The sequence below is a fragment of the Streptomyces flavalbus genome (genome assembly GCF_042674625.1).
GTDB lineage: Bacteria > Actinomycetota > Actinomycetes > Streptomycetales > Streptomycetaceae > Streptomyces > Streptomyces flavalbus.
Genome location: NZ_JBHTEB010000001.1, coordinates 7,904,886 through 7,928,652, shown reverse-complemented (window position 1 = coordinate 7,928,652; position 23,767 = coordinate 7,904,886). Strand labels below are relative to the sequence as shown.

Annotated in this window: 21 protein-coding genes and 6 pseudogenes; 17 read left to right on the top strand and 10 right to left on the bottom strand. The window is 68.9% G+C overall.

Annotated elements, in window-relative coordinates; translation table 11 throughout:
* The first annotated feature begins 485 nt into the window (after window positions 1–485).
* The 8 genes from ACFQZ6_RS35260 to ACFQZ6_RS35225 all read left to right on the top strand — a co-directional run bounded on the left by ACFQZ6_RS35260 (window position 486) and on the right by ACFQZ6_RS35225 (window position 9,177).
* Window positions 486–1,475: a hypothetical protein gene (locus tag ACFQZ6_RS35260; RefSeq protein ID WP_381617917.1), complete on the top strand. Its 990-nt coding sequence runs from the start codon at window positions 486–488 to the stop codon at window positions 1,473–1,475.
* A complete protein-coding gene (locus ACFQZ6_RS35255) occupies window positions 1,438–2,670 on the top strand; it encodes a hypothetical protein (RefSeq protein ID WP_381617914.1) in 1,233 nt (410 codons plus the stop codon). Before ACFQZ6_RS35260 ends, ACFQZ6_RS35255 begins: the two co-directional genes overlap by 38 nt.
* Window positions 2,634–3,505, top strand: a protein-coding gene (locus tag ACFQZ6_RS35250) for an IS5 family transposase (protein WP_381608912.1) whose coding sequence is annotated in 2 segments (ribosomal slippage) — window positions 2,634–3,017 and window positions 3,020–3,505 — 870 coding nt in all. Because the reading frame shifts where the segments join, the coding sequence is not laid out codon by codon here. Before ACFQZ6_RS35255 ends, ACFQZ6_RS35250 begins: the two co-directional genes overlap by 37 nt.
* 114 nt (window positions 3,506–3,619) lie before the next feature.
* Window positions 3,620–4,543, top strand: a complete 924-nt coding sequence (locus ACFQZ6_RS35245) for a hypothetical protein (protein WP_381617911.1) — start codon at window positions 3,620–3,622, stop codon at window positions 4,541–4,543.
* A 105-nt stretch (window positions 4,544–4,648) separates the two neighbouring features.
* Window positions 4,649–5,620, top strand: coding sequence for a helicase associated domain-containing protein (locus tag ACFQZ6_RS35240; protein ID WP_381617908.1), 972 nt, complete (start codon window positions 4,649–4,651; stop codon window positions 5,618–5,620).
* A 54-nt stretch (window positions 5,621–5,674) separates the two neighbouring features.
* Window positions 5,675–7,783 (top strand): telomere-associated protein Tap, encoded by a 2,109-nt coding sequence (tap, locus tag ACFQZ6_RS35235; protein ID WP_381617905.1) that lies wholly within the window; start codon window positions 5,675–5,677, stop codon window positions 7,781–7,783.
* 5 nt (window positions 7,784–7,788) lie between these two features.
* Window positions 7,789–8,346 (top strand): telomere-protecting terminal protein Tpg, encoded by a 558-nt coding sequence (gene tpg / locus ACFQZ6_RS35230; RefSeq protein ID WP_381617902.1) that lies wholly within the window; start codon window positions 7,789–7,791, stop codon window positions 8,344–8,346.
* 114 nt (window positions 8,347–8,460) lie between these two features.
* The gene (locus ACFQZ6_RS35225) at window positions 8,461–9,177 is read left to right on the top strand and encodes a class I SAM-dependent methyltransferase (protein ID WP_381617899.1); all 717 of its coding nucleotides are present in this window, start codon (window positions 8,461–8,463) and stop codon (window positions 9,175–9,177) included.
* A gap of 512 nt (window positions 9,178–9,689) precedes the next feature.
* On the opposite strand, the gene ACFQZ6_RS35220 is transcribed toward ACFQZ6_RS35225, so the two are convergent.
* Window positions 9,690–9,863 carry a hypothetical protein gene (locus ACFQZ6_RS35220; RefSeq protein WP_381617896.1) on the bottom strand — a complete coding sequence of 58 codons (174 nt, stop codon included), beginning with the start codon at window positions 9,861–9,863 and terminating at the stop codon, window positions 9,690–9,692.
* Between the two features lie 257 nt (window positions 9,864–10,120).
* Between ACFQZ6_RS35220 and ACFQZ6_RS35215 the strand changes: the two are divergent.
* Window positions 10,121–10,207: pseudogene (locus tag ACFQZ6_RS35215) on the top strand (hypothetical protein); the annotation flags it as partial.
* 53 nt (window positions 10,208–10,260) lie between these two features.
* Here the strand turns inward: ACFQZ6_RS35215 and ACFQZ6_RS35210 are convergent.
* Window positions 10,261–10,341, bottom strand: a pseudogene (locus ACFQZ6_RS35210) (transcriptional regulator NrdR); the annotation flags it as partial.
* 544 nt (window positions 10,342–10,885) lie between these two features.
* Between ACFQZ6_RS35210 and ACFQZ6_RS35205 the strand changes: the two are divergent.
* From ACFQZ6_RS35205 to ACFQZ6_RS35195, 3 genes and pseudogenes are all read left to right on the top strand, one after another.
* A pseudogene (locus ACFQZ6_RS35205) lies at window positions 10,886–11,158 on the top strand (transposase); the annotation flags it as partial.
* Between the two features lie 143 nt (window positions 11,159–11,301).
* The gene (locus tag ACFQZ6_RS35200; protein ID WP_381617893.1) at window positions 11,302–11,601 is read left to right on the top strand and encodes a hypothetical protein; all 300 of its coding nucleotides are present in this window, start codon (window positions 11,302–11,304) and stop codon (window positions 11,599–11,601) included.
* 376 nt (window positions 11,602–11,977) lie between these two features.
* On the top strand, window positions 11,978–12,493 hold the full coding sequence (locus ACFQZ6_RS35195; protein WP_381617890.1) for a hypothetical protein: 516 nt from the start codon (window positions 11,978–11,980) through the stop codon (window positions 12,491–12,493).
* A gap of 130 nt (window positions 12,494–12,623) precedes the next feature.
* On the opposite strand, the gene ACFQZ6_RS35190 is transcribed toward ACFQZ6_RS35195, so the two are convergent.
* Both ACFQZ6_RS35190 and ACFQZ6_RS35185 read right to left on the bottom strand, forming a co-directional pair.
* The gene (locus ACFQZ6_RS35190) at window positions 12,624–12,839 is read right to left on the bottom strand and encodes a hypothetical protein (RefSeq protein WP_381617887.1); all 216 of its coding nucleotides are present in this window, start codon (window positions 12,837–12,839) and stop codon (window positions 12,624–12,626) included.
* Between the two features lie 389 nt (window positions 12,840–13,228).
* Window positions 13,229–13,558, bottom strand: a pseudogene (locus tag ACFQZ6_RS35185) (hypothetical protein); the annotation flags it as partial.
* Window positions 13,559–13,617: 59 nt separating this feature from the next.
* Here ACFQZ6_RS35185 and ACFQZ6_RS35180 point away from each other — a divergent pair.
* Window positions 13,618–13,974: pseudogene (locus ACFQZ6_RS35180) on the top strand (transposase); the annotation flags it as partial.
* Window positions 13,975–14,236: 262 nt separating this feature from the next.
* Here the strand turns inward: ACFQZ6_RS35180 and ACFQZ6_RS35175 are convergent.
* The 4 genes from ACFQZ6_RS35175 to ACFQZ6_RS35160 form a co-directional block, all read right to left on the bottom strand.
* The gene (locus ACFQZ6_RS35175) at window positions 14,237–14,389 is read right to left on the bottom strand and encodes a hypothetical protein (RefSeq protein WP_381617884.1); all 153 of its coding nucleotides are present in this window, start codon (window positions 14,387–14,389) and stop codon (window positions 14,237–14,239) included.
* Window positions 14,390–15,082: 693 nt separating this feature from the next.
* Window positions 15,083–15,853, bottom strand: a complete 771-nt coding sequence (istB, locus tag ACFQZ6_RS35170; RefSeq protein ID WP_381604214.1) for an IS21-like element helper ATPase IstB — start codon at window positions 15,851–15,853, stop codon at window positions 15,083–15,085.
* On the bottom strand, window positions 15,850–17,199 hold the full coding sequence (gene istA / locus ACFQZ6_RS35165; protein ID WP_449334067.1) for an IS21 family transposase: 1,350 nt from the start codon (window positions 17,197–17,199) through the stop codon (window positions 15,850–15,852). The genes istB and istA overlap by 4 nt, the downstream gene beginning before the upstream one ends.
* 687 nt (window positions 17,200–17,886) lie before the next feature.
* Window positions 17,887–18,444 carry a CGNR zinc finger domain-containing protein gene (locus ACFQZ6_RS35160; protein WP_381617881.1) on the bottom strand — a complete coding sequence of 186 codons (558 nt, stop codon included), beginning with the start codon at window positions 18,442–18,444 and terminating at the stop codon, window positions 17,887–17,889.
* 207 nt (window positions 18,445–18,651) lie between these two features.
* On the opposite strand from ACFQZ6_RS35160, the gene ACFQZ6_RS35155 reads away from it, so the two are divergent.
* Window positions 18,652–19,968: an MFS transporter gene (locus ACFQZ6_RS35155; RefSeq protein WP_381617878.1), complete on the top strand. Its 1,317-nt coding sequence runs from the start codon at window positions 18,652–18,654 to the stop codon at window positions 19,966–19,968.
* Window positions 19,969–20,020: 52 nt separating this feature from the next.
* Entirely contained in the window at window positions 20,021–21,142 is a 1,122-nt protein-coding gene (locus ACFQZ6_RS35150; protein ID WP_381617875.1) for an epoxide hydrolase family protein, read from the top strand.
* Window positions 21,143–21,202: 60 nt separating this feature from the next.
* Here ACFQZ6_RS35150 and ACFQZ6_RS35145 read toward each other — a convergent pair whose 3' ends face one another.
* Both ACFQZ6_RS35145 and ACFQZ6_RS35140 read right to left on the bottom strand, forming a co-directional pair.
* Window positions 21,203–21,571, bottom strand: coding sequence for a hypothetical protein (locus ACFQZ6_RS35145; RefSeq protein WP_381617872.1), 369 nt, complete (start codon window positions 21,569–21,571; stop codon window positions 21,203–21,205).
* The gene (locus ACFQZ6_RS35140) at window positions 21,568–21,774 is read right to left on the bottom strand and encodes a hypothetical protein (protein WP_381617869.1); all 207 of its coding nucleotides are present in this window, start codon (window positions 21,772–21,774) and stop codon (window positions 21,568–21,570) included. Before ACFQZ6_RS35140 ends, ACFQZ6_RS35145 begins: the two co-directional genes overlap by 4 nt.
* A 198-nt stretch (window positions 21,775–21,972) precedes the next feature.
* On the opposite strand from ACFQZ6_RS35140, the pseudogene ACFQZ6_RS35135 reads away from it, so the two are divergent.
* A pseudogene (locus ACFQZ6_RS35135) lies at window positions 21,973–22,184 on the top strand (IS3-like element ISMyma3 family transposase); the annotation flags it as partial.
* Between the two features lie 275 nt (window positions 22,185–22,459).
* Entirely contained in the window at window positions 22,460–23,752 is a 1,293-nt protein-coding gene (locus tag ACFQZ6_RS35130; protein WP_381617867.1) for a helix-turn-helix transcriptional regulator, read from the top strand.
* The last annotated feature ends 15 nt before the right edge of the window (window positions 23,753–23,767 follow it).

Genomic DNA, 23,767 nt, shown 5'->3' with positions numbered 1-23,767 from the left:
AGCGGGCCGGACCCGGCCGCGCCTGGCCGGCCCGGTGCTGGACAGGGGTCTCGAGCAGCCACTGCTCCAGCCCGGCCAGATCCAGGAAGCTGGGGATCCGCCAGTCCAGCCGCCGCACCCCGCAGTAACTCAAGTAAAGGGCGACCCGCCCCGCATAGGCGCGCTCGGTGTTCGGCGAGCAGCCCCGCGCCCGCAGCGAGGCGAGGTAGGCCACCGCCTCGGTGTGCAGATCAAACGAGCCGGCGTCCACCACCACCCACCGCACCACACCGGTCACCGGAGAAACAGCACGCTCCGCCACAAAATCGGCATCCACGTGACAAACACAACCACCACGCCCAGCGGCGCGTACCGCACTCCGATCAGTACCATCCCCCAGGCGACAACCAGAACAAACATCCCTCATCGCCCACTTTTCCCCGAGATAATGGATGTGCCTGAGTTGAACAAGCGCCCATAGGTAGGCGGCAAGCGAGGGGTGCTCGATGGGTTCTGAACGGTCCTCTGAGGAAGTCCGGCTGAGCACACTTGTCAGCCGACGCAATGAGATTGCCTTCACGCCGCCGCTTTCAGCCCCCGCCGTGTTGCCCTTCGGACAGCTCTCACCACCCGTGTTCGAGCGTGTGGTCGGCGAGGTCATGTGGCTTGTCGACGGGATGAACGACATCCGCGGTTACGGCCGATCCGGACAGGATCAGGGTGGGCTCGACCTCATCGGCAGGAAAAGAGGGAAGACGCACGTCTACCAGGTACGCAGGATCGTCTCCCTCTCCGCGCCCGCCCTCCGTGCGGCCGTCACCGACTTCGCCGGCCCACCCCGCACGGCCACCCCTGAGGAAGGATGGTCCGAGCGACGGTTCGACGCGGTGCGTTTCGTTCTGGCAGCAGGGTGTGTCGTCGACGATACGAAGGTAGAGGACGAGCTCGTGGCCCTGCAGGAGGAGTACCAGGGCGACATAGAAGTCGATCTGTACGACGCAGGTGCCCTGTCTCGGTTCCTGCGGGAGCGCCCGCATCTTGTCGCGGGCGTGTTCGGTCCGGAGTGGGCCAAGGCATTCTGCGGGGTGGAGACCCCTCCGGTTCCGTCCCTCCCGCACGGGTACGCCCTTCTCAACGATCCGCTTGAGCACATGGGGCTGTCCGATGCTCTGCAGCGCGCCCAGCACCTCGCGGATACGGAACCTGAGCCAGCTGCTGAGCTCTTCGGGGCACTGGCACAGGAGCTGGAAGGAGTGTCGTTTACGGGGCATGCCGGTCAGCTCCGCATCCAGCAGCGTGACCTGCTGGTGTCTGCCGGACAGCATGGTGCGGCATTCGCTGTCGCGGCGGAGTTGCTGCTGGACCGGTACGAGGCCGGGGACCGCGTCTTTCTGGACAACCAGATGGAGCAACTGGCTTCCGACGCGGGGGGGCACGGCACCCGACACCTATGTGGTCTTGAAGGCGCTGGCGGACTGGCTCGAATACGGCTATGACCTCGCACCGGTGACCGCCGCACTTGAGACTGTGGTCCAGGCCGGTGAGCCCTGGGCGTCCCGCTTGGTACTGGCCGTCATCGAGCAAATCGTTGTCGACGAAGATCCCGACGATGACCCGGCGGGGCTGTCCGATCTGACTGCCGGACTCGTCACTGCCCAGACAGGTCTTTTGCGTGTTCGGCTGGAATGCTGCCTGGCAGACCTGGCCATCCGCTCCGGACACAGCCCGGATAAGGCCTATGCCGACCTCGACCGGCGTGCGCTGGGCGGCCGCATACCGGAACGGTTCGCGGTCTTGGTGCACATGCGCCGCGGACGCGCCTTGGCCCTGGCCGACCTCGGAGACGAAGCCATCGAGGCCTACCGGCGCGCCGTACTGGCTGCGACGCGCGAGGGCCTGGGAGGCGATGCCAGGCACGCCCTGCGGGCCATCTCCTACCTGTCCGACCAGTACAACCTCGGTTTCGGGCATTCGTCGCGGGCCATGCAGTCGGCCCGCACGGTCGGCGCCAAGGGCGCACGACTCATCGATCTCTCCTTCGACCCGGCCGTCAGCGCCCTGGAGGCCTTGGCCGACGGCAAGCTGCCGGACGCTTCCCGCGCCTCCCACCAGTGGCTGTGGCAAGACCGGATATCCGGTGCCCTAACCGACGAACTCCTCGCCCATCAGCGCTACGGCGAAGTGTTCAACCGTGCCGGAGAGACAAACCGCGCAGTGCATCACCTCATCCTTGCCGGCCGTAGAAAAGACGCGCGGAGCGCCGCCGAATCCGTACCCGAGTACCTCGATGTGCGCGACTTGCTACAGGTGCAGGCACGGTGGGTATGCGGCGCAGCCGCAGCGGTGACCGGCCAGCAGGCGGACCTGATCCCGGACGACGCCGTCCCGGGCATCGCCGCACGGCTGGCGGACATCGTCACCACAGGCCCGCAGTCGGGGCTGGCGGGCAGCGATCCAGTCAAGGAAGCACTCGGAGCACTTGGAGCACTCGATGGGCGGCTGCCAGCGGAGGCAGCGCAGCAGGTCCTGCCCTTGCTGGTCGAATGGATTCCCAGGCAACCGAACACCTACCGGTTCACCGACGAGCAGATGCTGGCCTTCCTCGGTGCCTGCATCAAGGCCGAACTGCCGGTAGCAGACCTAGGCCGTTTCGTTTGGATCAGTCGGTCGTTGGTCCGGGTGTGCCGTTGACTGACGCGCAGTGGGCGCGGATCGAGCCGTTACTCCCGGACCGGACGCCGAGGCGGGGTGGCCGGTGGCGTGACCACCGTGAGGTGATCGACGCGATCGCCTTCAAGTTCCAGACCGGCACGCAGTGGGTCCACCTGCCGGAGAAGTACGGCAACTGGCGAGGCGTCTACAACCGGCTGCGGATGTGGGCCGTCGATGGCACCTGGGAGCGGGTGTTCACCGCGCTGATGGCGCAGGCTGACTCTGACGAGGACCTCAACTGGGCTGTCTCGGTGGACTCCACCATCGTGCGCGCTCACCAGCACGCGGCCGGGGCTCGCAAAAAGGGGCCCCGGTCGGCGAACCGGACGATCACGCCATCGGCCGGTCCCGCGGCGGACTGACCACGAAGATCCACCTGGTGGCCGACGGCCGCTGCCGACCCCTGGCGTTCGTCCTGACCGCAGGACAGGCCGGTGACGCACCCGCCTTCGAGCAGGTCATGGCCCGCCTGCGAGTGCCCCGGCAGCGTGGTCGGCCTCGCACCACTCCGGACGTCGTCCTGGCCGACAAGGCGTACTCCTCGCGTGCCATCCGCAAGCACCTGCGCAAGCGCGGAATCCGTGCGGTCATCCCCGTCCCGGCCGATCAGCAGGCACACCGCCTTCGACGCGGCAGCCGGGGCGGCAGGCCGCCCGCCTTCGACCGCGAGACCTACAAGCACCGCAACACCGTCGAGCGGTGCATCAACCGCCTCAAGCAGTGGCGCGGCATCGCCACCCGCTACGAGAAGACAGCCACGATCTACCTGGCCGGACTCCACATCGCAGGCATCTTTCTGTGGTCCGCACGGTGATCCAAACGAAAGTCCCTAGCCGTCCAAGCTCTGCTGCAAGCCTGGAAACTCGACATAAACGGCGCTCAAGACCTGCTCGCCGGCCTTGGGGCACAGCTGTCAGCCACCGTGCCGGTGGTACGCGAACGGGCGCAAGCAGGCCACCGCGGCGCTGCGGCCCTCCTGGCCGACTGGCGGGTGGACGACCCCTCTGTCACCGAGGCCGCGCGGGAACTGACCGACACCGTGCTGGCCGAACCGGTGGGCACCGTCCGCTCCTCCTACTCCATGGGCAACACCGCGCAACGGTGCGCAGCCTTCCTTGCGGCGTGCACGGATGCACAAGCCACACCGGAAGATGACAAAAAGTCGATCACGCGATTGCGGGAACGCGTCGCAGCTCACCTGCTGCTGTGGGCCGAAGACCGCAACGACATGGCCGACCGACGCTCGTCCGCCATCCGCGCGCTATCCATCCTCGCTGAAAGTCTGCCGGTGCCCGTGCGCACCGACATGTTCGAACGCCTCATGACCCTGTACCAAGATCCCGGAGAGCACCCGGTCGATACCTTCGAACGACGCAGCCTGCATCCCCTGAGCCGCTTCAAGATCGACACAGGAGGCGATTGGCGCCTGCCCGCAGAGATCCTGCATGCAGCCGCCGTCTTCGCCACCACCACCGAGCAAGCCATCCGCGTCGAACAGCACCTGCTCCCCCAGCTGACCCGCCCCGAGCGAAAGCGAGGCCAAGGCTGGCTCCAGGCGCGAACCGTGCTCGCGCTCGACCATCTGGCCCCCGCACAGACATCCCTGATAGCCACCCACCCCTCACAGTTCCTGCGGCAGACAGCCGTGATCTGCTGGGGCCGCGCAGCGCACCGGGACCCCGATCTGGCACGCGTCTTCGCCGAGGACTCCAATACCGGCGTACGCCACAACCTGGCCCACACCCTCACCGAACTTCCTCCAGATGAACGCCCCAGGTACCAGTCCATCACCGAACGCCTCCGCACCGACAACAGCGCACGCGTCCGCCAAGCCGCCGCACACATCCCCTGAGCAGGACACCTGCCGCCGCAGAGCTGGGCACAGCAAGCAGACCAAACACACCGCCCGGATACTCAACTCCAGATAAAAGGTCTGCGCGCTCACGATGAAGAGGTCGTGGAATTGCTCGCGATTCCGCAGGAAGAATCCCAGTTGCTGCTGCGTTTTGCCGTCCCCAGGGATCCGGTGATGGTCGCGGACTGGGTCAGCTTCAACGTGATCGACACCGAACGCCAGGACTGGGCTCGCGGCTGGGCGAAACTGAAGGCGTACGTCGAGCGGGTCGGGAACGCACGGGTGCCGTACGGGCACCGGGAGGGTGCGACACCCCTTGGGCAGTGGGTCGCGGAGCAGCGACGGGCCTACGCGGCCGGGGAAATGAGCGGGCAGCGCGCGCAGCGGCTGGAGCGGCTCGGCATGGTCTGGTCGCCGGCCGATGAACGCTTCCAGGAGAACCTGGAAGCCGCCAAGGCCTACTACGACCAGCACTGGACCCTCTGTGCTCCGAGGTCCGCAGTGGCCCTGTCCAGACCGGTAGGACAGTGGTTGAGCAATTTGCGCCGCCCCGGTGCGCTGGACGGCCACCCCGAATGGAAGGCCGCGCTGGAGGCCGTGGACGAGGACTGGAACCCGAAGTGGCCGGCCGACTGGCAGCGGCACTACGCAGCCCTGCGCGAGCTGGTGGCCGACGAAGAGGGCCAGGCGGAAGTCCTGCCCGGGTTCACAGTCCACGGCATGGACATCGGCAAGTGGCTGGCCCGGCACCGCAAGCCCGAGGTCTGGGAGGCCATGACGGACGGACAGCGCGAGCGCCTGGAGCAACTCGGCATCACGCCGCTCGCCCCGGAGCCGGAGGAGCCCACAAGGGCTTCCACGACGTTCGAGCGGGGCGTGGCGGCCCTCGCGCAGTACAAGGCCCGCGAGGGCTCTGTGAAGGTCCCCAGGGCCCACGTAGAGCGTCTGGAGGAGGGGACCGAGGTCCGGCTTGGGGTGTGGATCATGAATCAGAAGAGCCGCCGCACCAAACTCACCGCCGACAAACTCACCACACTCGCCGCACTCGGGCTGGAATGGGCCCTGCAAGGTTAAGAGATGGGATAAGTTTGTGGTTAAGTAATCTGGCTGGAGTAAGGGTGCGGGGTCATGGCATCTGAGGAAGAGCTGTTCGCGTCCGTCGACGCTCTGTTGAACGAGGAGCCGCACCTGCCGCCTCCGGCGGAGCGTGCCCGGCTGCGTGAGGCCGCCGGCATCACCCAGGCCCGCCTCGCCACCGCATTGAAGACCACGACCCAGTCGGTGAAGAACTGGGAGAACGGCCGCAGCGAGCCGAAGTCGCCGCGCCTGGACGCCTACCAGCGGCTGCTGAACGGGTGGGCGGCGAAGTACCCCGCCCCCGGCGCAGCTCCGGCAGCATCGATTGCCGCGACGGCGCCCGCGGCGTCTACCGAACCGGGCGCATCCACGGTGGAGACGGCAGGTGCCCCGCAGGCTCCCGCCGTTCCGGCTGCGGCGCCGACGCGCCCCGCCATCCGACCCGCTGCGACATCGCGGCGTCCGGCCACGAAGAAGGCGGCGCAGCCCGCAGCCGACCCTCGCTTCCCGCACGGGCCCCTCGCGGTCCTGGACGGTGACGGCTGCGCGTACGGCGTGGACGGGATCGTGCTGGACTGCCCGGCGACCACGGTGGTGGAACTGGTGGAGTGGACGCTGCGCAAGTCCGGCCTCGGTGCACCGAAGCTCAACCGCTACGGCAAGGACAGCGACCCGCTGATCGTGCTCACCGCGGCGGCCGCCGTGAAGCTCGGGCTGCCCGAGCGCCTGGAAGGCCATGAGCAGCGCCGCTCCCTGCGCCTGCCCGAGGACCATCCAGTGGTCAAGCAGGTGGTGAAAGCGAAGTGGCGGCTCACCCAGCGCGGGTTCGGCCCATGGGCAAGGATCTATCGCAAAGCCCAGGGCCGTGAGCGGCAGTGCGTGCAGCTCGCGATCCTGTCCTGGGACGCCCTGGATGAGCGGTCCTGGCCCGGCGTGGCGGAGATGGAGCCGCCCGACATCGCCCGCGTCCTCGGGGTGTACGCCCGGCGGGTCATCACGCCGCGCGGCTCGACAGCCGTATCGGGCCTTGAACTGATGACGGCGCTGCGGCCACCCACACGCGCCACGCAGGAACCTACCACCGGCAACTGGGTGCCCGGACACAACCCCGGCTCCCTCGGCACGGACCCGATGGACCCGGCGCCGCCGGAGGCCACCCCCGAACACCCCGTCGTCGTCAACTCCGGCTGGACCGGCGGCTTCCTCAACGAGGAGGCGTACCAGTGGGTGCGTCCGGTGGACCTGCTCACCGATGAGGAGTGCACCCTGCCGTACGCGGTCGGCCTGGACCTCAACACCGCCTTCCTCGCCGCCGCCGCCCGCCTGGTCGTCGGCCTTAGCGCCCCCGACCACTTCCACGCCCCGAAGTTCAACCCGAAGATCCCCGGCTCCTGGCTGGTCGACCTCTCCCACGTCGAGATGGACCCGCGCCTGCCCTCGCCCTTCACACCGGACGGCACCCGACCCACGGGCCCGGCCTGGTACCAGACGCACACCGTCGCCTACGCCCAGGAGCTCGGCTACGACGTCCACCCGGTCGAGGCGTACCTGCGGCGGGAAACCGGCGCATACCTGGACCCGTGGCACGACCGACTCAAGACTGCCTACGTCGACACCCTCGCCGACCTCGGCGTCACCCGGGAGCTCTCCGACACCGAGTTCCTCGCGGCGATGGAACGGCACAAGGACGTCGATCCGGCCCTGGCGGCTGTCCTCGCCGCGATCAAGGCCACCGTCAAGGGCGGCATCGGCAAGCTCCGTGAACGCCCCCAGGGCAGGAAGTACAAGGAGGGCGAGCGGTGGCCAGCCCTCCAGCGCCCCACCTGGCGGCCCGACATCCGCGCCGCCGTCATCAGCAAGGCCCGGGTCAACATGCACCGCAAGATGCGCAACATGGCCACCATGACGGACCTGTACCCGCTCGCCGTACTCTCCGACTGCGTCGTCTACCCCTCCCCCGGAGACTCGCCGCTGGACTTCCTCCCCTACGCCGCGTCCGGCAAGCCACAGCCCGGCGCCTTCCGCCTCGGCCCCACCCCGGGCCTGGCCAAGCTTGAGGGCGTCCAGACCATGCTGTGGGCGGTCGATCTGATGGAACAGGGCTACAACCCCGCCCGGCACATCAAGGGCGGCGACGCCGTCCTCGACGAAGGCGAGTAGGCGCTGTGGGAGAGATCGACGACGCCATCGAACGCGCCGACTGGGAGGGCTTCACCCGCCAGCCGCCCAAGACCCTCCAGGCCCGCATCAACTTCCTGATGAAGCAGCTCAAGACGACCAAAGCCGTCGCGGCGGAGATCGGGGTCAGCCGGCGGTCGGTGGAGCGCTACCGTAAGGGCGAACGCAAGCACCCGCCCCAGGCCATCGCCGAACGGATCGACGCGGCCGTACGGGCGCGCTGGCAGCCCCAGGTACGCAGACGCCGCCGCAAGCAGGCCGCCACCACCACGGGCATCACGGTGGAGACGAGGGCCAGGTTCGGCTACACCGCGCCCATCGGCACGACCGACGACGGACGCTTCCGCCGGCTCACCGTCCACCTCCCCGCGCACTACGCGCAACGTCTGTTCGACGCCCGCGACGCCGGAGCCAGCGACCAGCAGATGCGCCAGATCATCGCCGAAGGCTTCAAGGACATCTACTTCCAGGACGGCGGAAACCGCGCCATGGGACTCTCCGACGTCACCCTCAACGACATCGACTACCTCGACCTCGACTACTGACCCGGTCGCCGACCGCAGGCCCGGCACCTGCTCGTGTGACTGAGCGCTTCAGTTGGCCGCTTTGAATGTCACAGTTGACCACGTCGCGTGCCCTCAGCCAGAAGGAGTGGCTTGGTGAACTCGATCGTGGAACCGGACGGAGTCGCAGGCGAGTGGCTGGATCGAGTGGCCGCCGTACGCCGTGAGCTCACCGAGCACGGGCCGCCGCACAGTCCCGATGGTGGTCCGGACTTCGCCACCGTCACGCTGCCGGAGCGCGACTGCGATCAGGTACGTGACCTCCTGGCGGACGAGCGAGTCGGCACGGTCGTCGAGATCGGGCTCGCCTATGCCAGCTCGGCGCTGGCGATCAGCGAGGCGCTGCTGCGCGCCGGTTCACGCAACCCGCGGCATGTGGTGATCGACCCGTTCCAGTTCACGGCGTACGACGGTGTCGGATGGGAGCTGCTGCGCAGCGCCGGTCTGGACGACATCGCCGAGCTGGTGACCGAACCATCGCAGCGGTTCCTTCCCCGGCTGGCCGATGCGGGTTTCGCCGCCGACGCGGCGTTCGTCGATGGCAGCCACCACTTCCACAACGTGTTCGTCGACCTTCACTTCCTGGGCGAGATCGTCCGGCCTGGCGGCATCGTGCTGCTCGACGATGTCTGGTGGCCATCGGTCGGCGCTGCCGTGGCGTACTTCGAGACCCATCTGGGGTGGCGTCCGATACCGGGCGCTCTGGCAGCCGGGACCGCCGCCCCGGGCAGCGGTCGGGCGCGGATCGGCGCCTACCGGCTGCCCGATCCGCGCCCGACGCCGGACTTCAAGGAGTTCCGGCCGTTCTGCTGATTCCGGTGAGGCCGGAGAGGCACACCTGGATCGGGCCGCCGCCCAGCACCACTCGTATCGCTGTCGGAATGCCGCGGGTAGGGACCGCGGCGCCTGCTGATCCGGTTCTGACGGCACCACCCGAGCGCGTCCGACGAATCACTGAACACGCCACGCCTTCCATGGGCCTGGAGCCGCTGTTCGCGGGCGGTCGTGATGACTGGTTTTTGTGGAGGGGCAACGTGCCCAGTACGCCGCACGCGGCCGTGCCGCGGTGCGGGTGTGCGTGTTGGCGCCGGGGCGCCCTCGGCGGCAAGGACGTTCACCTGCGGTCCGGGACTCAGTGCGCTCCCGTACCTCTTGGGCGAGCCGCCCGCGGCGGCTGCGGCATGGGAAGCACTCAGCGATGCCTGGCACCAGACCGACCTCCGGGTTCGGCCGACGTAACAGGTTGCCGTAGGTGTTGACGGCGATGTACATACGACGACCCACATCGCGGCGCCGCAAGGACATTCGGGCCAACCGCGAGGTGCTCATCGGGTAACGATCGGAGTGATGATCGCAGCCAGCGCCGCAACGCCTGCAAGGCCGACGAGGAGTGGATCCTGCGTCGCTGGGTGACGGTACGCCAGGTAGACGAGCGCGCCGACGCTGAGGACGCCGACTAGGACGAGCAGCAGTACGACAAGCAAGGCGATCGTGGGCATGGCGGAGCCTTTCGTGATCGGGCGTGTGCTTCGCTTGCGGACGTGAAGTGCGGCACCCTGGCCCTTGGTTTCGTGGGTGAGGGGCTGCCGGACGGAAACATGAAGGCGCGCGGAGTTAGCTATGCAAGTCGCCTGGGGCGGGCGCCGGATCCGACTGTCTCCAGTCTCCTGGCCCCCGGTTACAGTGTTGAACACATGGTCTGCAGGAAACCCTCAGGCCGGTCTCTTGTTTAAGACTGCATATCGTCGTGTGGACGATGGCGCGCGTGCCCGCAGAGACCGCCGACGATGGGACCGCACTTCACGTCAGGCACTGCTCGCCGCGGTGCGCCATCGCGTCCGCAGACCGCACGATCCAAGACCTCGGCGAGCCCGGTGTACGGCTGCGCTGCCGTCTGGACCGGCTCGCACCCACTCGGCTCGCGATCGCGGCCTCGAAGTCCTCGAGCGAGTCGAACGCCCAGTAGACGGAGGCGAATCACCAATAGGAGCGAGCACGTCTCTACGGCCGTGAAACGACGGAAGCCGTCGAGGCACTGGCGGCATGGCTCTGTCCGCGAGAACGGTTCTGGCTCAGGTTCTGTGACTTGGCCACTCTGAGTGACGTCCGGACATTTTCGAGCCGTGCGCGAGATCGCCGGAAAAGGTCCGCCGGGCGAGGCAGTTGGGCCGACAGTTCGGGGCCGAGGTAGGGGTCGCGCGCTGGCTGAAGGAGTTGTTGTTCCCGTCGATCGCGGACGTCGGGGTTCTGTCGGTGGACGTGCACATCGAGATTGTGCGCGTTGACGCGCAATGCATCGCGAACGGTGCCCTGTGTCAAGTCTGCAGAGTCTGGTCGAACCGGGTTCATGGTTCCTGCCTGCGGTTTCCCGTTGATGTGCCGAGCGGGGGCCGAAGTGTTGTTCTCTAGCTGAGGGCCCGTCGGTTCACCTGCGGGAACTTGGGCTGCGGACGCCCAGCGGACCGACCGAGCGGTTGCGCTCCACCCTGGCCGCGGTCGGCCGGGCCCTCGCGGGCCGGGCATGAGCCCGCATCGTCCGCGTTCTCGGGGGTCCGTCAGCCGCAGCGTGGTGCTTCGGCTGGTCGATGCGCTGCCCGAGTCCGATGTCCCCGCGCCGCGGGTGGTCGGCGTGGACGAGTACGCCACCCGCAAGGGCCGCCGCTACGGCAGCGTCCTCGTCGATATCGAGACCCGCCGCCCCGTCGATCTGCCGCCGGACCGGGAGGCGTCCAGCCTGGCGGCCTGGCTCGCCGAACGGCCGGGCACTGAGGTCGTCTGCCGCGACCGTGCGTCCTTCTTCGCCGAAGGCGCCTTCGCCGACGCCCCGCAGCCCGTCCACGTCGCGGACCGTTGGCGCCTCTGGCACAGCCTGAGCGGGCCCTTGTCCCGGCCACCCCCGAACCCGATCCTGAGCCCCCGAAAGAAGAACCGTTCTGTTTGCCATGGCCGACCGGGCACCGGTTCACCACCGATCTGGACCGCCTCACGCCGGAACAGCGCCACCGTTTCCGCCAGACCGTGGCGGCCTTCGTCGAGGACCTGCGGACCGGCCGCTTCCGCGTCGGCCTCCGCGTCAAGCGCGTCCAGCGCGCACCCGGCATCTACGAGTTCACCTGGTCTATGGGCACCGGCCCCGCAGGACGCGCCACGTGGGAGTACGGACCCGAGCGTCGTCCCGGCACCCCGCATGTCATCTGGCGCCGCATCGGCACCCACGATGTCCTCAACCGTCCCTGACCGAGGCACCCTTGTGAGTTGGACTGGTTTGCCACGGCGCACCAGCAGCCGGCATAAGCGAATAGCCGGAGTCCGCCTTCAGATCTCACAGGGTGGCTCCGCTGCTGCGCCGTTGAGGTGAACAGGGCGTGCGTTGCGGCTAAGCCCCACAAGCTCAGCTGTCCACTGGTATAGCGATACGGGCGTCGATCAGCGAACGTCTGCGGCTGCTCACCAGGGGAGCCGGGGCCCCGCCGATGCCGAGCACGCGGCCGGTGGTGGGCCGGACCGCACTCTGGCCGACGCGCGTAGACCTGGGGCATCATGTCCCTGCACTTCCTGCACCACCTGCACAGTCACCTCACAGGACGCATGACTCTTCGCAGGGAGGTTCCCCGTGAAAGCCCGCATCGGTGTCAGGATCAGATCGGTCCTGACCGCCCTCGCCCTCGTCGTCGCCCCCGGTGCCGTCGTGCTCGGGACCGCCGGCGACGCCTTCGCCGTCACCAAGATCAGTCACGCCACCGCCACCTCGATGTTCCGCGAGGTGGGCATCACCTGGTCGTCCTCCGGCAATTGCTCCGACCGCTACAACTCCACCTGTACGTCCTTCGAGCAGCTCAACCTCGCCACCGCGCAGGGCGCCCAGACCCTGAAGCGGGCCAGCGGGTGCGCCTTGAACATCACCGGCGGCACCGAGACCGGGCACGCGTCCGGCACGTACTCGCACTGGAACGGCTACAAGCTGGACTACAGCAAGTACACCTGCATCGGGAACTACATCAAGACCAACTTCACCTACATCGGCCTGCGCGGCGACGGCGCCCCGCAGTGGAAGTCAGGCTCCGGCAACATCTACGCCGACGAGGGCAACCACTGGGACGTCCTGTACTACAACTGCGGCGGCTGCTGACATGGGTGACCCCCGGCGCACCGCCCGCCGGGGGTCACACCGCCGCGACCGCTCCGGCGAGACCTCCTCCAGCGCCGGCCGTACCGGCATCAGGGGCAGGCCCACCGCACCGGCGGGGCCCGCCCCGCAGTCAGTGCCTCGAGCGCCCCGTCGCCAGCAGCCACCGCCACCGGGGGCGTTCCGTGACCAGTGTCGCCGCGGCCAGGACGGACCCGACGACGCCCGCCCAGGCCAGCCACGCCGCGACCACCGCTGCGGTGAGCTGCAACAGCACCAGCAGGACGGTGACCGCGCCCGGCACGGGGACGATCACCTGCTTCTTGTCGCCCGGGGTGGACAGGACCATGGGTCGATGAGCCAGTCCGCCGACGGGTCAGCGCGGGTCTGTCTGCCAGCGCCTGGTGGTCGCGCACCTGACGCCGCGGGGGCGGGGGGAACCACCCTGCGCCCGTCCTTACGGGACCTGGCTGGTGCCGCCGGCCCGGGGCGTGTTGCACACGCCGGACTGCGAAGAGGCTCCGCAGAGCGCGCCGCTGCTCGATGTGGAGCACGCGTTTGAACGTCGCGGAGAACCCGGGAACGCGGCTGTGCACGCTGCGCGGGTGCGCTCAGGAGCTGACGCCGATGCTGAGCGGGTTCGACCAGATCACCGACTCCGGACCTGCCGTGGCCGGGTCTGTGGTCGGGGCGGCCGGTACGGTGGTCGGGCCTGCAGTCAAGGTGTGTCGCCGGAGTACCGGAGTAGTAGAAGCGGCAGCCCACACCCGGGCCGGGTGTGCGCGGTTCGCCGGGGCGCGGGTCGTACAGGGCGCGGCCGCCGGGCCACCGTCCAAGTTCGGTGGACAGGGCGACGCCGTCGTCGACTTCCTCGGTCCGCCACCCGTGGATGTCCAGCAGCAGGCCGTCCAGCGGACCGCCGACCAGTTCGGCGTAGGTCCGGTGTGGGACCGGGCCGGGGTTGGGGTCGTCGTGCTCCGCGCCGTAGACACGGCCGTTCAGCAGCTGCTCATCTCCGTTCGACCAAGCGTTGCAGCCGCCACCGACAACGCGGGCTTGCCTGAGCAAGGGCAGGCCATCGCGCAAGTCTCCCTGGTGAACGGGCGGTTCAACCGGAGGAGTACGCGATGGCCTTGTCCCAGTCTGAGCTGATGCGGCTGCTGGAGTCACGACGTCGGGCCGATGGAGTTGAAGCAATCAGGGTGGTGTGTGAGCGCATCCTGCAAGAGCTCATCGAGGCCGAAGCCACCGAAGTGGTCGGCGCCGCCCCACACGAGCACTCTGACAGGCGCATGACCTGGCGCAACGGACACCGCGAACGCCTGCTGACCACGCAGGCCGGCGACCTCGATCTGAAGATCCCGAAAGTGCGGACCGGGTCGTTCTTCCCCTCCCTGCTGGAGCGCCGACGGCGCATCGACCGGGCGTTATTCGCCGTGGTGATGGAGGCATACGTGCACGGCGTGTCCACCCGCAGCGTGGATCACACCGGCAAGAATGACTCTGGACCTTGGCCCGATGGGCTCCTGTGGTTTCCATGCCTTGAATGATGAGGCCCCGGCCGCGATGGCCGGGGCTTTCTCTGTTCGTCAGCGGTTGTGCAGCCAGAGCATTACCAGGCCGAAAGCTGTGGATCCGGCTGCGAAGGAGGCCCCACGAAGAACGCTAGTAAGGATCAACTGGCTGAGGTGCCGGAAGATGGCGGGTTTGGCCTTCGTGCACGGGACTTGCCCGGTTTCGATCTGATCAGCAGCGGACGAAGTCGATTGTTGAAGAGACATGTTGTTGCTCCAGGTCGCACGGGTCCAGACGGCTTGAAAACAGCAGGAGCTCCTCCCGGTTGCCGCCGGGAATGGGCTCTCCAGTCCCTAAAATGCCGCGCTGGACCATGAAAGCCATGAGCACCCGCACCTATCTACGAAATGAGTATTCGCGCGGATGGGGTCCGATCTGCGAAGTTGCATGCTTGAGAGGCCGACCCAGACACTAACTGTGGTGATCGGCACCGAAGGACGCATCGTGGTCCAGACGGCGTTGCCCTTCGATGGGGGGCCTGTTGCCGCAGGCCCCCCAATCTCCGCGGGCACCGTCGTCGCTCCGTCCCCTGGACAGACCTGCCTCCGCGGGAGGGAAGACACCCACCTCCGCGCCTTCGGTCAGCCCGAGCGCGGCCAGACCCCGCCCCCACCACCTCCCCGGGGGAAGCCCGGCCCTCTCCTGCGCGTCCTTCAACGACTGGTCGACCGGACGGCGACCGTCCCCGAATGCCACTCCGCGCCCGTAGTACTGCCACGCGTTACTACTCTGCACCTTCGCCAAACTCAGCATCCCCACAGGGGACACCTACTCTGACCTGCAGAAAAGCGTGATTCCGTGGGGCGGGACAGGGCGAGTTCCGGGGTCGGGCGGTTGGTCGGACCGTGACCGGTTGGGGTGCACAGCAGAGCAGGCACGGGCTTCGTGATCATGGGGGTGTCGAAGCTCAACGATCATGAGGTGGCCCGTGCCTGCCGCTGCATCTTCTCTCATCCCGCCGGTGTCCAGGTACTTATGTGAGTGCACCACCGAGTACGAAGTTATGTGCACCACTGGTTAGGCCACGTCGGTCTCCCGCTCGATGGCCTGGAGGCGGTTCTTGAGCCGGTAGCTGTTGCCGTTGATCGAGACGACTTCGCAGTGGTGCAGGAGCCGGTCGAGGATCGCGGTGGCCAGGACCTCGTCGCCGAAGACCTGGCCCCATTCGCCGAAGGTCTTGTTCGAGGTCAGGATGATCGAGCCCTTCTCGTAACGCTTGGAGATGACCTGGAAGACCAGGTTCGCCTCGGCCCGTTCCAGCGGCTGGTAGCCCACCTCGTCCACCACGAGAACGGCGGGCCGGAGGTAGCTGGTGAGCTTGCTGATCAGACGGCCCTGGTCCTCGGCGGCCTTGAGGTGGCGGACCATGTCGTCAAGGCTGGTGAAGTAGATCGAGTAGCCGGCCCGGCAGGCCGCGACCGCCAAGGCGACGGCGATGTGCGTCTTGCCGACCCCGGGCGGTCCGAGCAGAGCGACGTTGGCCTTGTCCTCGACGAAGGAGAGGGTGGCCAGGTCCTTGACCTTGCGCGGGTCGAGGTCGGGCTGGAAGGAGAAGTCGTAGTCCTCCAGCGTCTTGTGGTGCGGCAGCTTCGACAGCCGCAGACCGTTGCGGAAGCGCCGGTCGTCGCGGACGGCGAGTTCCTCGGCCAGCACGAGGTCGAGGAAGTCGAGGTAGCCCATCTTGGCCTCGTCCGCCCGCTGGACGTACTGGTTCAGGGCCTCGGCCAGGTGCGGCAGGCCGAGCTTGGCGGCGGTGGTGCGGATGCGGGTGCTGGTCAGCTCGCTCAACGGGCTTCCTTGGTCGGGGTGGTGAAGGGACGGGTGCCGGTCAGCTCGTCATAGACCGACAGCGGGCGGCGGCCGACCTCGACGTTCGCGGCGGCGGCCCGGTTCAGCAGAGCCTGCAGCGGTCCGGCCTCCGCCTTCGGCGGCTGGCCGCGTCGGGGTGAGGGCAGAGCGTCGTCACCGGTGGTGACGCGGCGGCCTGCGCCGGTGGGAAGGCCGTCCCAGTGCGTCTCATCCACGATGCGGGCGCCCCGGCCAACGGCCCGCGGATGGATGGCCAGCAGGGTCTGGCCGCTTGCATCGGGAACGGTGGAATGGAGGCTGACTTGCGATTTCGTGGCCCGGATCTCGACTAGCTGGCGGGGGCGGACCTTGCGGGCGGGCACCGAGTAGAGGTTCGCGTCGAAGGCGACCAGGCAGTCCTTGCCGACATGCCGCAGGTGCCTTTGGGCGACCACGTAGGGGGCCGCCGGCAGCGGACGCAGGGCCATGTGGTCGCGCACGGCCCGGTGTCCGATGACCTCACCGTGGGTGCCGTGGACCTTCGCCCGCCGCAGCGGGACCCAGGCGGCGAAGGCGGCGTTGAGTTCCTCGATGGAGGAGAAGGCCCGCCCGGCCAGGACGTGGTCGCGGACGATGTTCACCTGCCGCTCGACCCGGCCCTTGCCCTGAGGCCGGTAGGCGGCCAGCACGTCGATGTCGAAGTCGTAGTGGCCGGCGAAGGCGACCGCCTCCGGGTGCAGCGGAACCGCCTCACCCGGGGCGACGTGCCGGCGCACGACCGTCTTGGTGCGGTCATAGACGATACTTATCGGCACCCCGCCGAAGTGCGCGAACGCGGCCCGATGGCAGTCGAAGAACGTGGCCAGGTCCTGGCTGGTGGTGAAACAGCAGAACGGGTCGCGCGAGTACGACAGCGTCATGTGGAAGGAATAGACCTTCGGGATGCCGACATGCGCGAGGATCTTGCCCTCGTCTCCCCAGTCGACCTGGGCCTGAGCACCGGGGACGACCTCGAAGCGCCGGTGCAGGCCCGCCAGCTCACCCGGGCTGATGCCCAGTTCCTCCGCGATCCGGGGCCGGGCTTCCTGCAGATAGAGCTTCACCCGCTGGTAGTTGATCGCGACCCCGTACTCCTGGGCCAGGCGGTCGTGGATCACCCTGCCCTTGAGCAGGATCTCCGACCTGAGCATCGCGTCGATCAGCGGCGCGACCTCATCCACCACCCGCCGAGGCCGCTGATCTGCTGTTTCTCTCTTCGGCGGCGCGACCGCCGCGGAGTCCTTCAGGTACTTGCTGACCGTCCGGCGGTTCAGCCCGGTCTCCTTCGCGATCTCCCGCAAGCTCATCGCACCGGACTCGTACAGCGGCCGGAACCGCCTCAACTCCAGCCAGCGATGTGGATCCAAAACCACCGTCAGCGGCCTCCCTGCCACCCCGAAACGACAGCAGCAGGCTCACGGCTGGCACCCCATCACCGCATCAAGAATGGTGCACTTTCATCCGTACGAGGTGGTGCACGTTCGCTTGTACGCCGACACGTCTACGGTCTGACCGCGGAACCACCCATCTCCGAGTGGGAAGGGCACGACCCGCAGTCGTTGTCGGCCGATGAGTTCGAGATCGTTTGGTCGACCGCCCGCGGCGAGCTTCAGGATCGTCAGCGGCGCCCCTTTTCCTGAGCACGTCCATTACTGCGGCTTCCGATCAGGAAACTGCCATCTTCAATGCGAAACCGGCCATCAAGCGTCTCGCCAACCTGACAAGGTCCTGCTCAGGCGGCATCACCCTCGCCATGATCCATGAGACGCGCCAACCGCACCGCCCACGCGGCTTCACGACGCCTCGTCGCTGTCCCCAGTAAGTCGCGGTTGCACCTGTCACCCCGCAGGTCAACGGCCTCGCCCCTGCAAGATCTAATGAGACGGGACAAAACGCCTTGCACAGGATCCGGAAACCGTCTCAGCCGACGTGCAGCACCGCAGGTCAACGGAGAGTGCAACTACCGCAACACTGGTGAGAGAACACACCGGCGTTCAACGCGGGCTGCGGCGGCTCCGGTAGGCCGCGACGCTCGCCCGGTGTGCACAGGTTCGGGTGCAGTACTGCTTCGAGCCGTTGCGTGAGAGGTCCACGAAAGTGGCACGGCAGGTCGGCCCGGCACATACGCCGAGACGAGCGGGACCGAGCGTGGCGATCACGGAGGCCAGTGCGCTGAGCGTGGTCGCGGCAAGGTGCGCCGAGCAGCGGTCGGTGTCGGAGGTCACCTCGGTCCACCAGCGGTCGTCCTCGTGACGCAGTACCGGGGTGGCTCGGCTGCGACGCAGACCGTCGTTGATCAGAGCCTCAGCGGCGACCGGGTCCGCGTTCGCCCGTTCGAGCACCTCACGCACCGTCTCACGCAACGCGCGGACTTCCGCCAGGTCGGCGCGGGTGAGCTGCCGCGGACCGGTCCGTCGGTCCGCGGCCGACCTCGGAGGCTCGGCCGCGGGGTGGCCGTCAAGGAAGTCCCGGAGCTGCTCCACGGTCTCGAGCCCGTCCTCTCCCTTGATCGGCCTCAAGGTGTTGGCCAGGTCGACGGCCGTCTGGACCACCAAGGGTCTGTAATACGCATTCTGCATTTGACGTATCTCCTCACTGCTCCGTAACGTTACACTCAAAGGAGCTTTAGCATGTCACAACATACTCGGCGGGGGACGACGCCGCAGACATTCCCGTCCGCAGGGGCCCCGGCACCAGAGCGAGCCGACACCCCGGACGGGCGTCGGCTGGGGCCGACTTTGGGGATGTTGGTGTTGCCGATGTACGTGGCACTGGGAGCGCCGTCGGTGGCCCTGCCGGCCATCGGCCGGGCCCTCGCGGTGCCGTTCGGGGCCACCGCATGGATTCTCGCCGCGTGGTCGCTGACCTCCGCGCTCGCGATGCCGGTCGCGGGTCGGCTGCTGGTTCGCTGGAGCCCCTTCCAGGTCCTGGTCGCCGGGGTCGTGACGCTCGCCGCGGGCTCCGCGCTCGCCGGAGCCGGGCCGACACTGTCCGTCGTGATCGTCGGCCGACTGATCGGCGGCGCCGGGGCGGGGGCAACCGTGATCGCCGTCTTCGTCGCGGCCACCGCCCTTCCCGGGCGGCAACGGATCCGCGCCCTGGGCATCATCGCGGCGGCCAGCGCGACGGCGTCAGGGTGCGGGACACTGTTGGGCGGGGCGGTGACCGCATGGCTCGGGTGGCGTGCCGTGCTCGCGATCCCGGCCCTCGCGCTGCCCCTCCTGCTGGCCGCATGGCCGAGCAGGCGCGCGCTGACGCGGAGCGGTAGCAACGAGCGAAACGGCTCGACCGAGCGACTCGATATCGTCGGCGCGGCCGTGCTGTCGGTCCTCGCCAGCTCTTTGATCACGTTGCTGCAGGCACACTCGGTCGGCCTGCCCGCCGCGGTCACGCTCGTCGTGGCTGCCGCCGGGGGGCTCGCCGCCGTGGGACTGTGGTGGCGCGTGCGCAGCACGCCCGACGGGTTCGTGCCCCGACGGGTGATCGCCTCCCGGGGCTTCCTGGCGGTTGGGCTCATCGGCGGGACCGTCTTCGCCGGCTATTACGGGGTGCTGTTCCGCGCCCCGTCCCTGATCGAGCAGGCCACGGGCGGTGGTCCCCTGGAAGCCGGCGTGCTCCTGGTCCCGGCCGCCGCCTGCTCGGTGGTGGCCGGGCGGCTGGTCGGTCCCTTGACCGACCGGTTCAGCGGCTGGCAGGTGTCGGCCGGGCTGGCGGCACTCACCGTCGTCGGCGTGCTCGTGGTCGCGATCCTCACCGGGCCGGTCCCGATTGTCCTCGGCACGGCGCTGACCGTGTGCGGGTTCGCCGGCGCCCAGGCCGTACTGGTGAGCCTCGCGCCGGACCTGGTCGCCCCGGACGACCGCGACACCGCACAGGGCCTGCTCAACTTCATGAACGCCCTGGGCGGCGGGATCGGTCCGGCCGCAGTCGCGGGTCTGTCCGGCATCGTGCCGGGGCCGGTGGCCCTCGCCGTGCTCGCGGCACTCCCCCTGGCCGGACTCGTCCTCAGCCTCACCAGGCGCCCTGCCCCCGACCGCCGCCCCGAACCCGACGCCACGCGCGGGAGCCCACGCTGACAGTCCACCTGCGACTGATCCGATAGCGCCGTGACCCGTAAGGAGCCTTGCCATGTCCGCCGAGCCATTCGAGGTCAGCATCACCGAAGCCGAGATCGAGGATCTGCGTGAACGACTGCGACGGACACGGTGGCCCGAGCGCGAGCCGGTGGACGACTGGTCACAGGGTTTGCCGCTGGCGTACGCACAGGAGCTGTGCCGCAGTTGGGCCGAGGACTACGACTTCGGGTTCGCCAAGCGGCTGAACGTCTTCCCGCAGTACCGCGACACCATCGACGGGCTGGGCATCCACTTCCTGCACGTCCGCTCGCCGGAGCCGGACGCGTTCCCGCTCGTGCTCACGCACGGGTGGCCGGGTTCGGTGCTCGAGTTCCTGGAGGTCCTCGGCCCGCTGACCGACCCGCGCGCGCACGGCGGTGACCCGGCGGACGCGTTCCACGTGGTCGCGCCCTCGTTGCCCGGGTACGGCTGGAGCGACAAGCCGTCGACGACCGGATGGGGCATCACCCGCACCGCGCGCGCCTGGGACACGTTGATGGTCTCGCTGGGCTACGAACGGTACGGCGCGCAGGGCGGTGACTGGGGTTCGGCGGTGTCCGCGGCACTGGGCGAGGTGGCGCCTGAGCGGGTCGTCGGCGTGCACCTGAACCTGGGATCTGTGGCGGCGGGCACGTTCGAGGACCCGACGTCCGCGGAGCTGGCGAATCTCGAGGCCGAGAAGGAGATGCAGCGCACCGGCCGGGGGTACTCGGCGATCCAGGCGACCCGGCCGCAGACGCTCGGCTACGGCCTCACCGACTCCCCGGCCGGGCAGGCCGCCTGGATCGCCGAGAAGTTCTGGGCGTGGACGGACAACGACGGCCATCCCGAGGACGCGTTGTCGCGGCAGACGATCCTCGACGAGATCTCGGTCTACTGGTTCACCGCGTCGGCCACGTCGTCGGCGCGCCTGTACTGGGAGAGCTTCGCCAACTTCCGGGACAAGGTGACCGCGCCGTCCGGGCTGTCGGTCTACCCGCGCGACATAACCCGGCCGTCGAGGCGGGAGGCCGAGCTGCGGTTCACCGACCTGCGCTGGTTCGAGGAGCTGCCGCACGGTGGCCACTTCGCCGCGCTGGAGCAGCCGGAGTCGCTGGTCAAGCAGGTGCGCGGGTTCTTCCGCCTGTTCCGCTGACTGTCCGTACCATCCCCTGGGAGGCCCGCACCCAGGGGATGGTCCTGTCCGTCCCCCGGGTTACCGGCAAAGCGACGGCCGCGGCGTCCCAGGGCAGCAGCTGACTCCAGTCGGCGTATGGGGCCCAGCCGACACAACCAGCCCCGCGGCCAGCCCGGCGCAGGACATCTGGAGCAGGAGCACAGCCCAGACCAGGCCCAAGGTGACCGCCATGATGACGTGGTACTGGGCGACATGGGCCAGGCAGGCACCGCCACCCCGCCTCGGGCTCACGCCGTGGGCGACCTCCGTCGCCGACGGCGCCGTCTTGTTCCCGGCCTGGTGGTCGGTCTGCCCGATCACGTGGTCCGCGAGGTTGTGTCCGACCGCGAGCACGGCCCACACCGAGCCGAACGTCGCCATGGTGGCGACCTGATCGATGGAGGTCATCGGCGGCCTTCCTTCCAGCAGTCCGGGCAGATGTCGCGGTCGGGGCGGGGACGGTGCCACCCATGCTGGTCACGGATCAGGCGGCGCAGTTCGGTGTGGTTCTCGACTCGCACGGGCCAACTGGCCTCGGACCCGCAGCGGCCGTCGGTCTCGGCGGGCTTGTCCGCGTCGCAGCGGATCACCAGATATGCGTCAGCCGTCACCGCTGATCACCCGCAAGAGGGAACTGCGACGCGAAGTGACAGCTCCCGGCGAGCGCGACACCGGCACCCAACGAGCGGGGATCGCCGAATGAACCGCTCCGGATCTGGTCTGATGGAGGCTCTGGACTGTCCCGAGTTGGGTGGAGCCATGGCACGTCCGTCCCCTTACCCCGCTGAACTTCGCGAGCGTGCGGTGCGGACGCCGGCCAGCGGCCCGGCGCAACGTCCGAGGAGGCTGCGGAGATCAAGCGGCTGCGAGCCGAGAACGCCGAGCTGCGACGGGCGAACGAAATCCCCGAAGCGGTCTCGGCCTTCTTCGCGGCCGAGCTCGACCGGCCGTCGAAACGCTCGTAGCGTTCATCGACGCTCACCGCGAGGCGTTCGGAGTCGAGCCGATCTGCCGAGTCCTGACCAGTCACTGACTCGCAGTGAATCGGCGCTCTTGGCCACCACATGAGCGCAGGTCACCACCAGATCCGGCGCCACGACGAGCCCCCTGCCCTTGAGGCGTCCGCGGATTGCGGCGCCCGCTGTGCTGCCGGGCGCGGCCGCGTTCAGCGGAAGTCCCCACCCTGCTCGACGCAGCTCGCGGCTGGCGTTTGCGTCTCGTGCAAGCGGCCTCGACGCGGCCGTGCCGGCGCCCGTAGCGTGGAGGGGCCCTGTCTGTGCGGTGTGGGAGGGACGCGTGCCCGTTGACCCGCTCTGGAACAGCACGACAGCACTGCAGTTGGCCGCGCAGCGGCACCCCGGCGCGCTCATCCGGCTCGGACGCCAGCACCACTGCTGGACGCTGGCCGCCCTCGCGGACCGGGTCGGCTGCTCGCCCGCGACCGTCTCCCGTCTGGAGCGCCGCACCCGGATCGCCGACCTGGCCCTGGTGCACCGTGCCGCTCGGGAAGTCGGCGTGCCCGGACATGTCCTCATGACATCCCTCGCGCCACCGCCCGCTACGGCAACGACGGCCACTAGAGTGACGGCCAGTCAGCGTGACGTTGAGGAGGACCCCATGCGCCGCCGTACGCTGCTCACCGCCACGGCGGCCGCAGGCCCCGCCGCCCTGCTCACCGGACTGGACAACGCTCTAGCCGACACCCCGGCACCGTCCGGTGCCGGGCCACTGGACAGCCGCCTGGCCGGGGCCCGCGCGCTGTACGACCAGGGCGCCCACGCCCGGCTCGTGGCCGCGCTGCCCGGCCTCATCGCCGACGCGCACCACGGCGCCGCCTCCCGCCACAGCCTCGACCAGGCTCGGCTGTCCGCGGTGTACAGTTTCGCCTCCGCCGTGCTCATCAAGCTCGGCTTCTACGACCGCGCCCGGCTCACCGCGGACCGTGCCCGTACCTGGGCCGAGATCTCCGGCTCCCCGCTCGCAGCCGCGGCCGCCGCACGGGAACTGGCCATCGTGCTGCGCCACCAGGACCAGCACGGCGCCGCTCAGCGCCTGATGTCCTCGGCAACCGACGGCCTGGAGGCGAGCGGCCTGCGCACCGACGCCGCGGCCGCCGCCTACGCGCAGATGCTGTGCACCCTGGCCTACACCGCCGCCCGCGGCGGACACCGCAACCAAGCCCTGGCCATGGCCGAGGAAGCCCGCCGCGCCGCCCGCCACCTGCCCCAGGCCATCCCGCCCGGCCGCCTGTTCGCCATCAGCCCGGCCGCCGTCGACCTGTACGCGGTCGGCGTGCACTGGGCCCTCGGCGACGCCGGAGCCGCACTCGATGCCGGGAAGAACCTGCGTCCCGAGCAGTTCCCAACCGCGGAGCGCAAGGCCCGCCTGGGCACCGACATGGCGCGCGCCTGGTGGGCCTGGCAGCGGCCCGAACAGACCGCCCACGCCCTGCTGGACGCCTACCGGGCCAGCCCCGGCGAGGTCCGCGACCGGCCCGCGATCCGCCACATCGTCACCGAGCTCGCCGAGCGGCACCCCCGCACCAGCGGCGTACGCGAACTGCACACCGCCGTGACACGGACCATCTGACGCCCGTACGGCGGC

Excerpts from the sequence above, each read along its gene's own strand:
- ACFQZ6_RS35175 (WP_381617884.1), bottom strand. The coding sequence starts at position 14,389 with ATGGCTTTCATGGTCCAGCGCGGCATTTTAGGGACTGGAGAGCCCATT.
- ACFQZ6_RS35260 (WP_381617917.1), top strand. The coding sequence starts at position 486 with ATGGGTTCTGAACGGTCCTCTGAGGAAGTCCGGCTGAGCACACTTGTC.
- ACFQZ6_RS35155 (WP_381617878.1), top strand. The coding sequence starts at position 18,652 with ATGTACGTGGCACTGGGAGCGCCGTCGGTGGCCCTGCCGGCCATCGGC.
- tap (WP_381617905.1), top strand. The coding sequence starts at position 5,675 with ATGGCATCTGAGGAAGAGCTGTTCGCGTCCGTCGACGCTCTGTTGAAC.
- ACFQZ6_RS35190 (WP_381617887.1), bottom strand. The coding sequence starts at position 12,839 with ATGGTCCTGTCCACCCCGGGCGACAAGAAGCAGGTGATCGTCCCCGTG.
- ACFQZ6_RS35220 (WP_381617896.1), bottom strand. The coding sequence starts at position 9,863 with ATGCCCACGATCGCCTTGCTTGTCGTACTGCTGCTCGTCCTAGTCGGC.
- ACFQZ6_RS35150 (WP_381617875.1), top strand. The coding sequence starts at position 20,021 with ATGTCCGCCGAGCCATTCGAGGTCAGCATCACCGAAGCCGAGATCGAG.
- ACFQZ6_RS35145 (WP_381617872.1), bottom strand. The coding sequence starts at position 21,571 with ATGACCTCCATCGATCAGGTCGCCACCATGGCGACGTTCGGCTCGGTG.
- istA (WP_449334067.1), bottom strand. The coding sequence starts at position 17,199 with ATGAGCTTGCGGGAGATCGCGAAGGAGACCGGGCTGAACCGCCGGACG.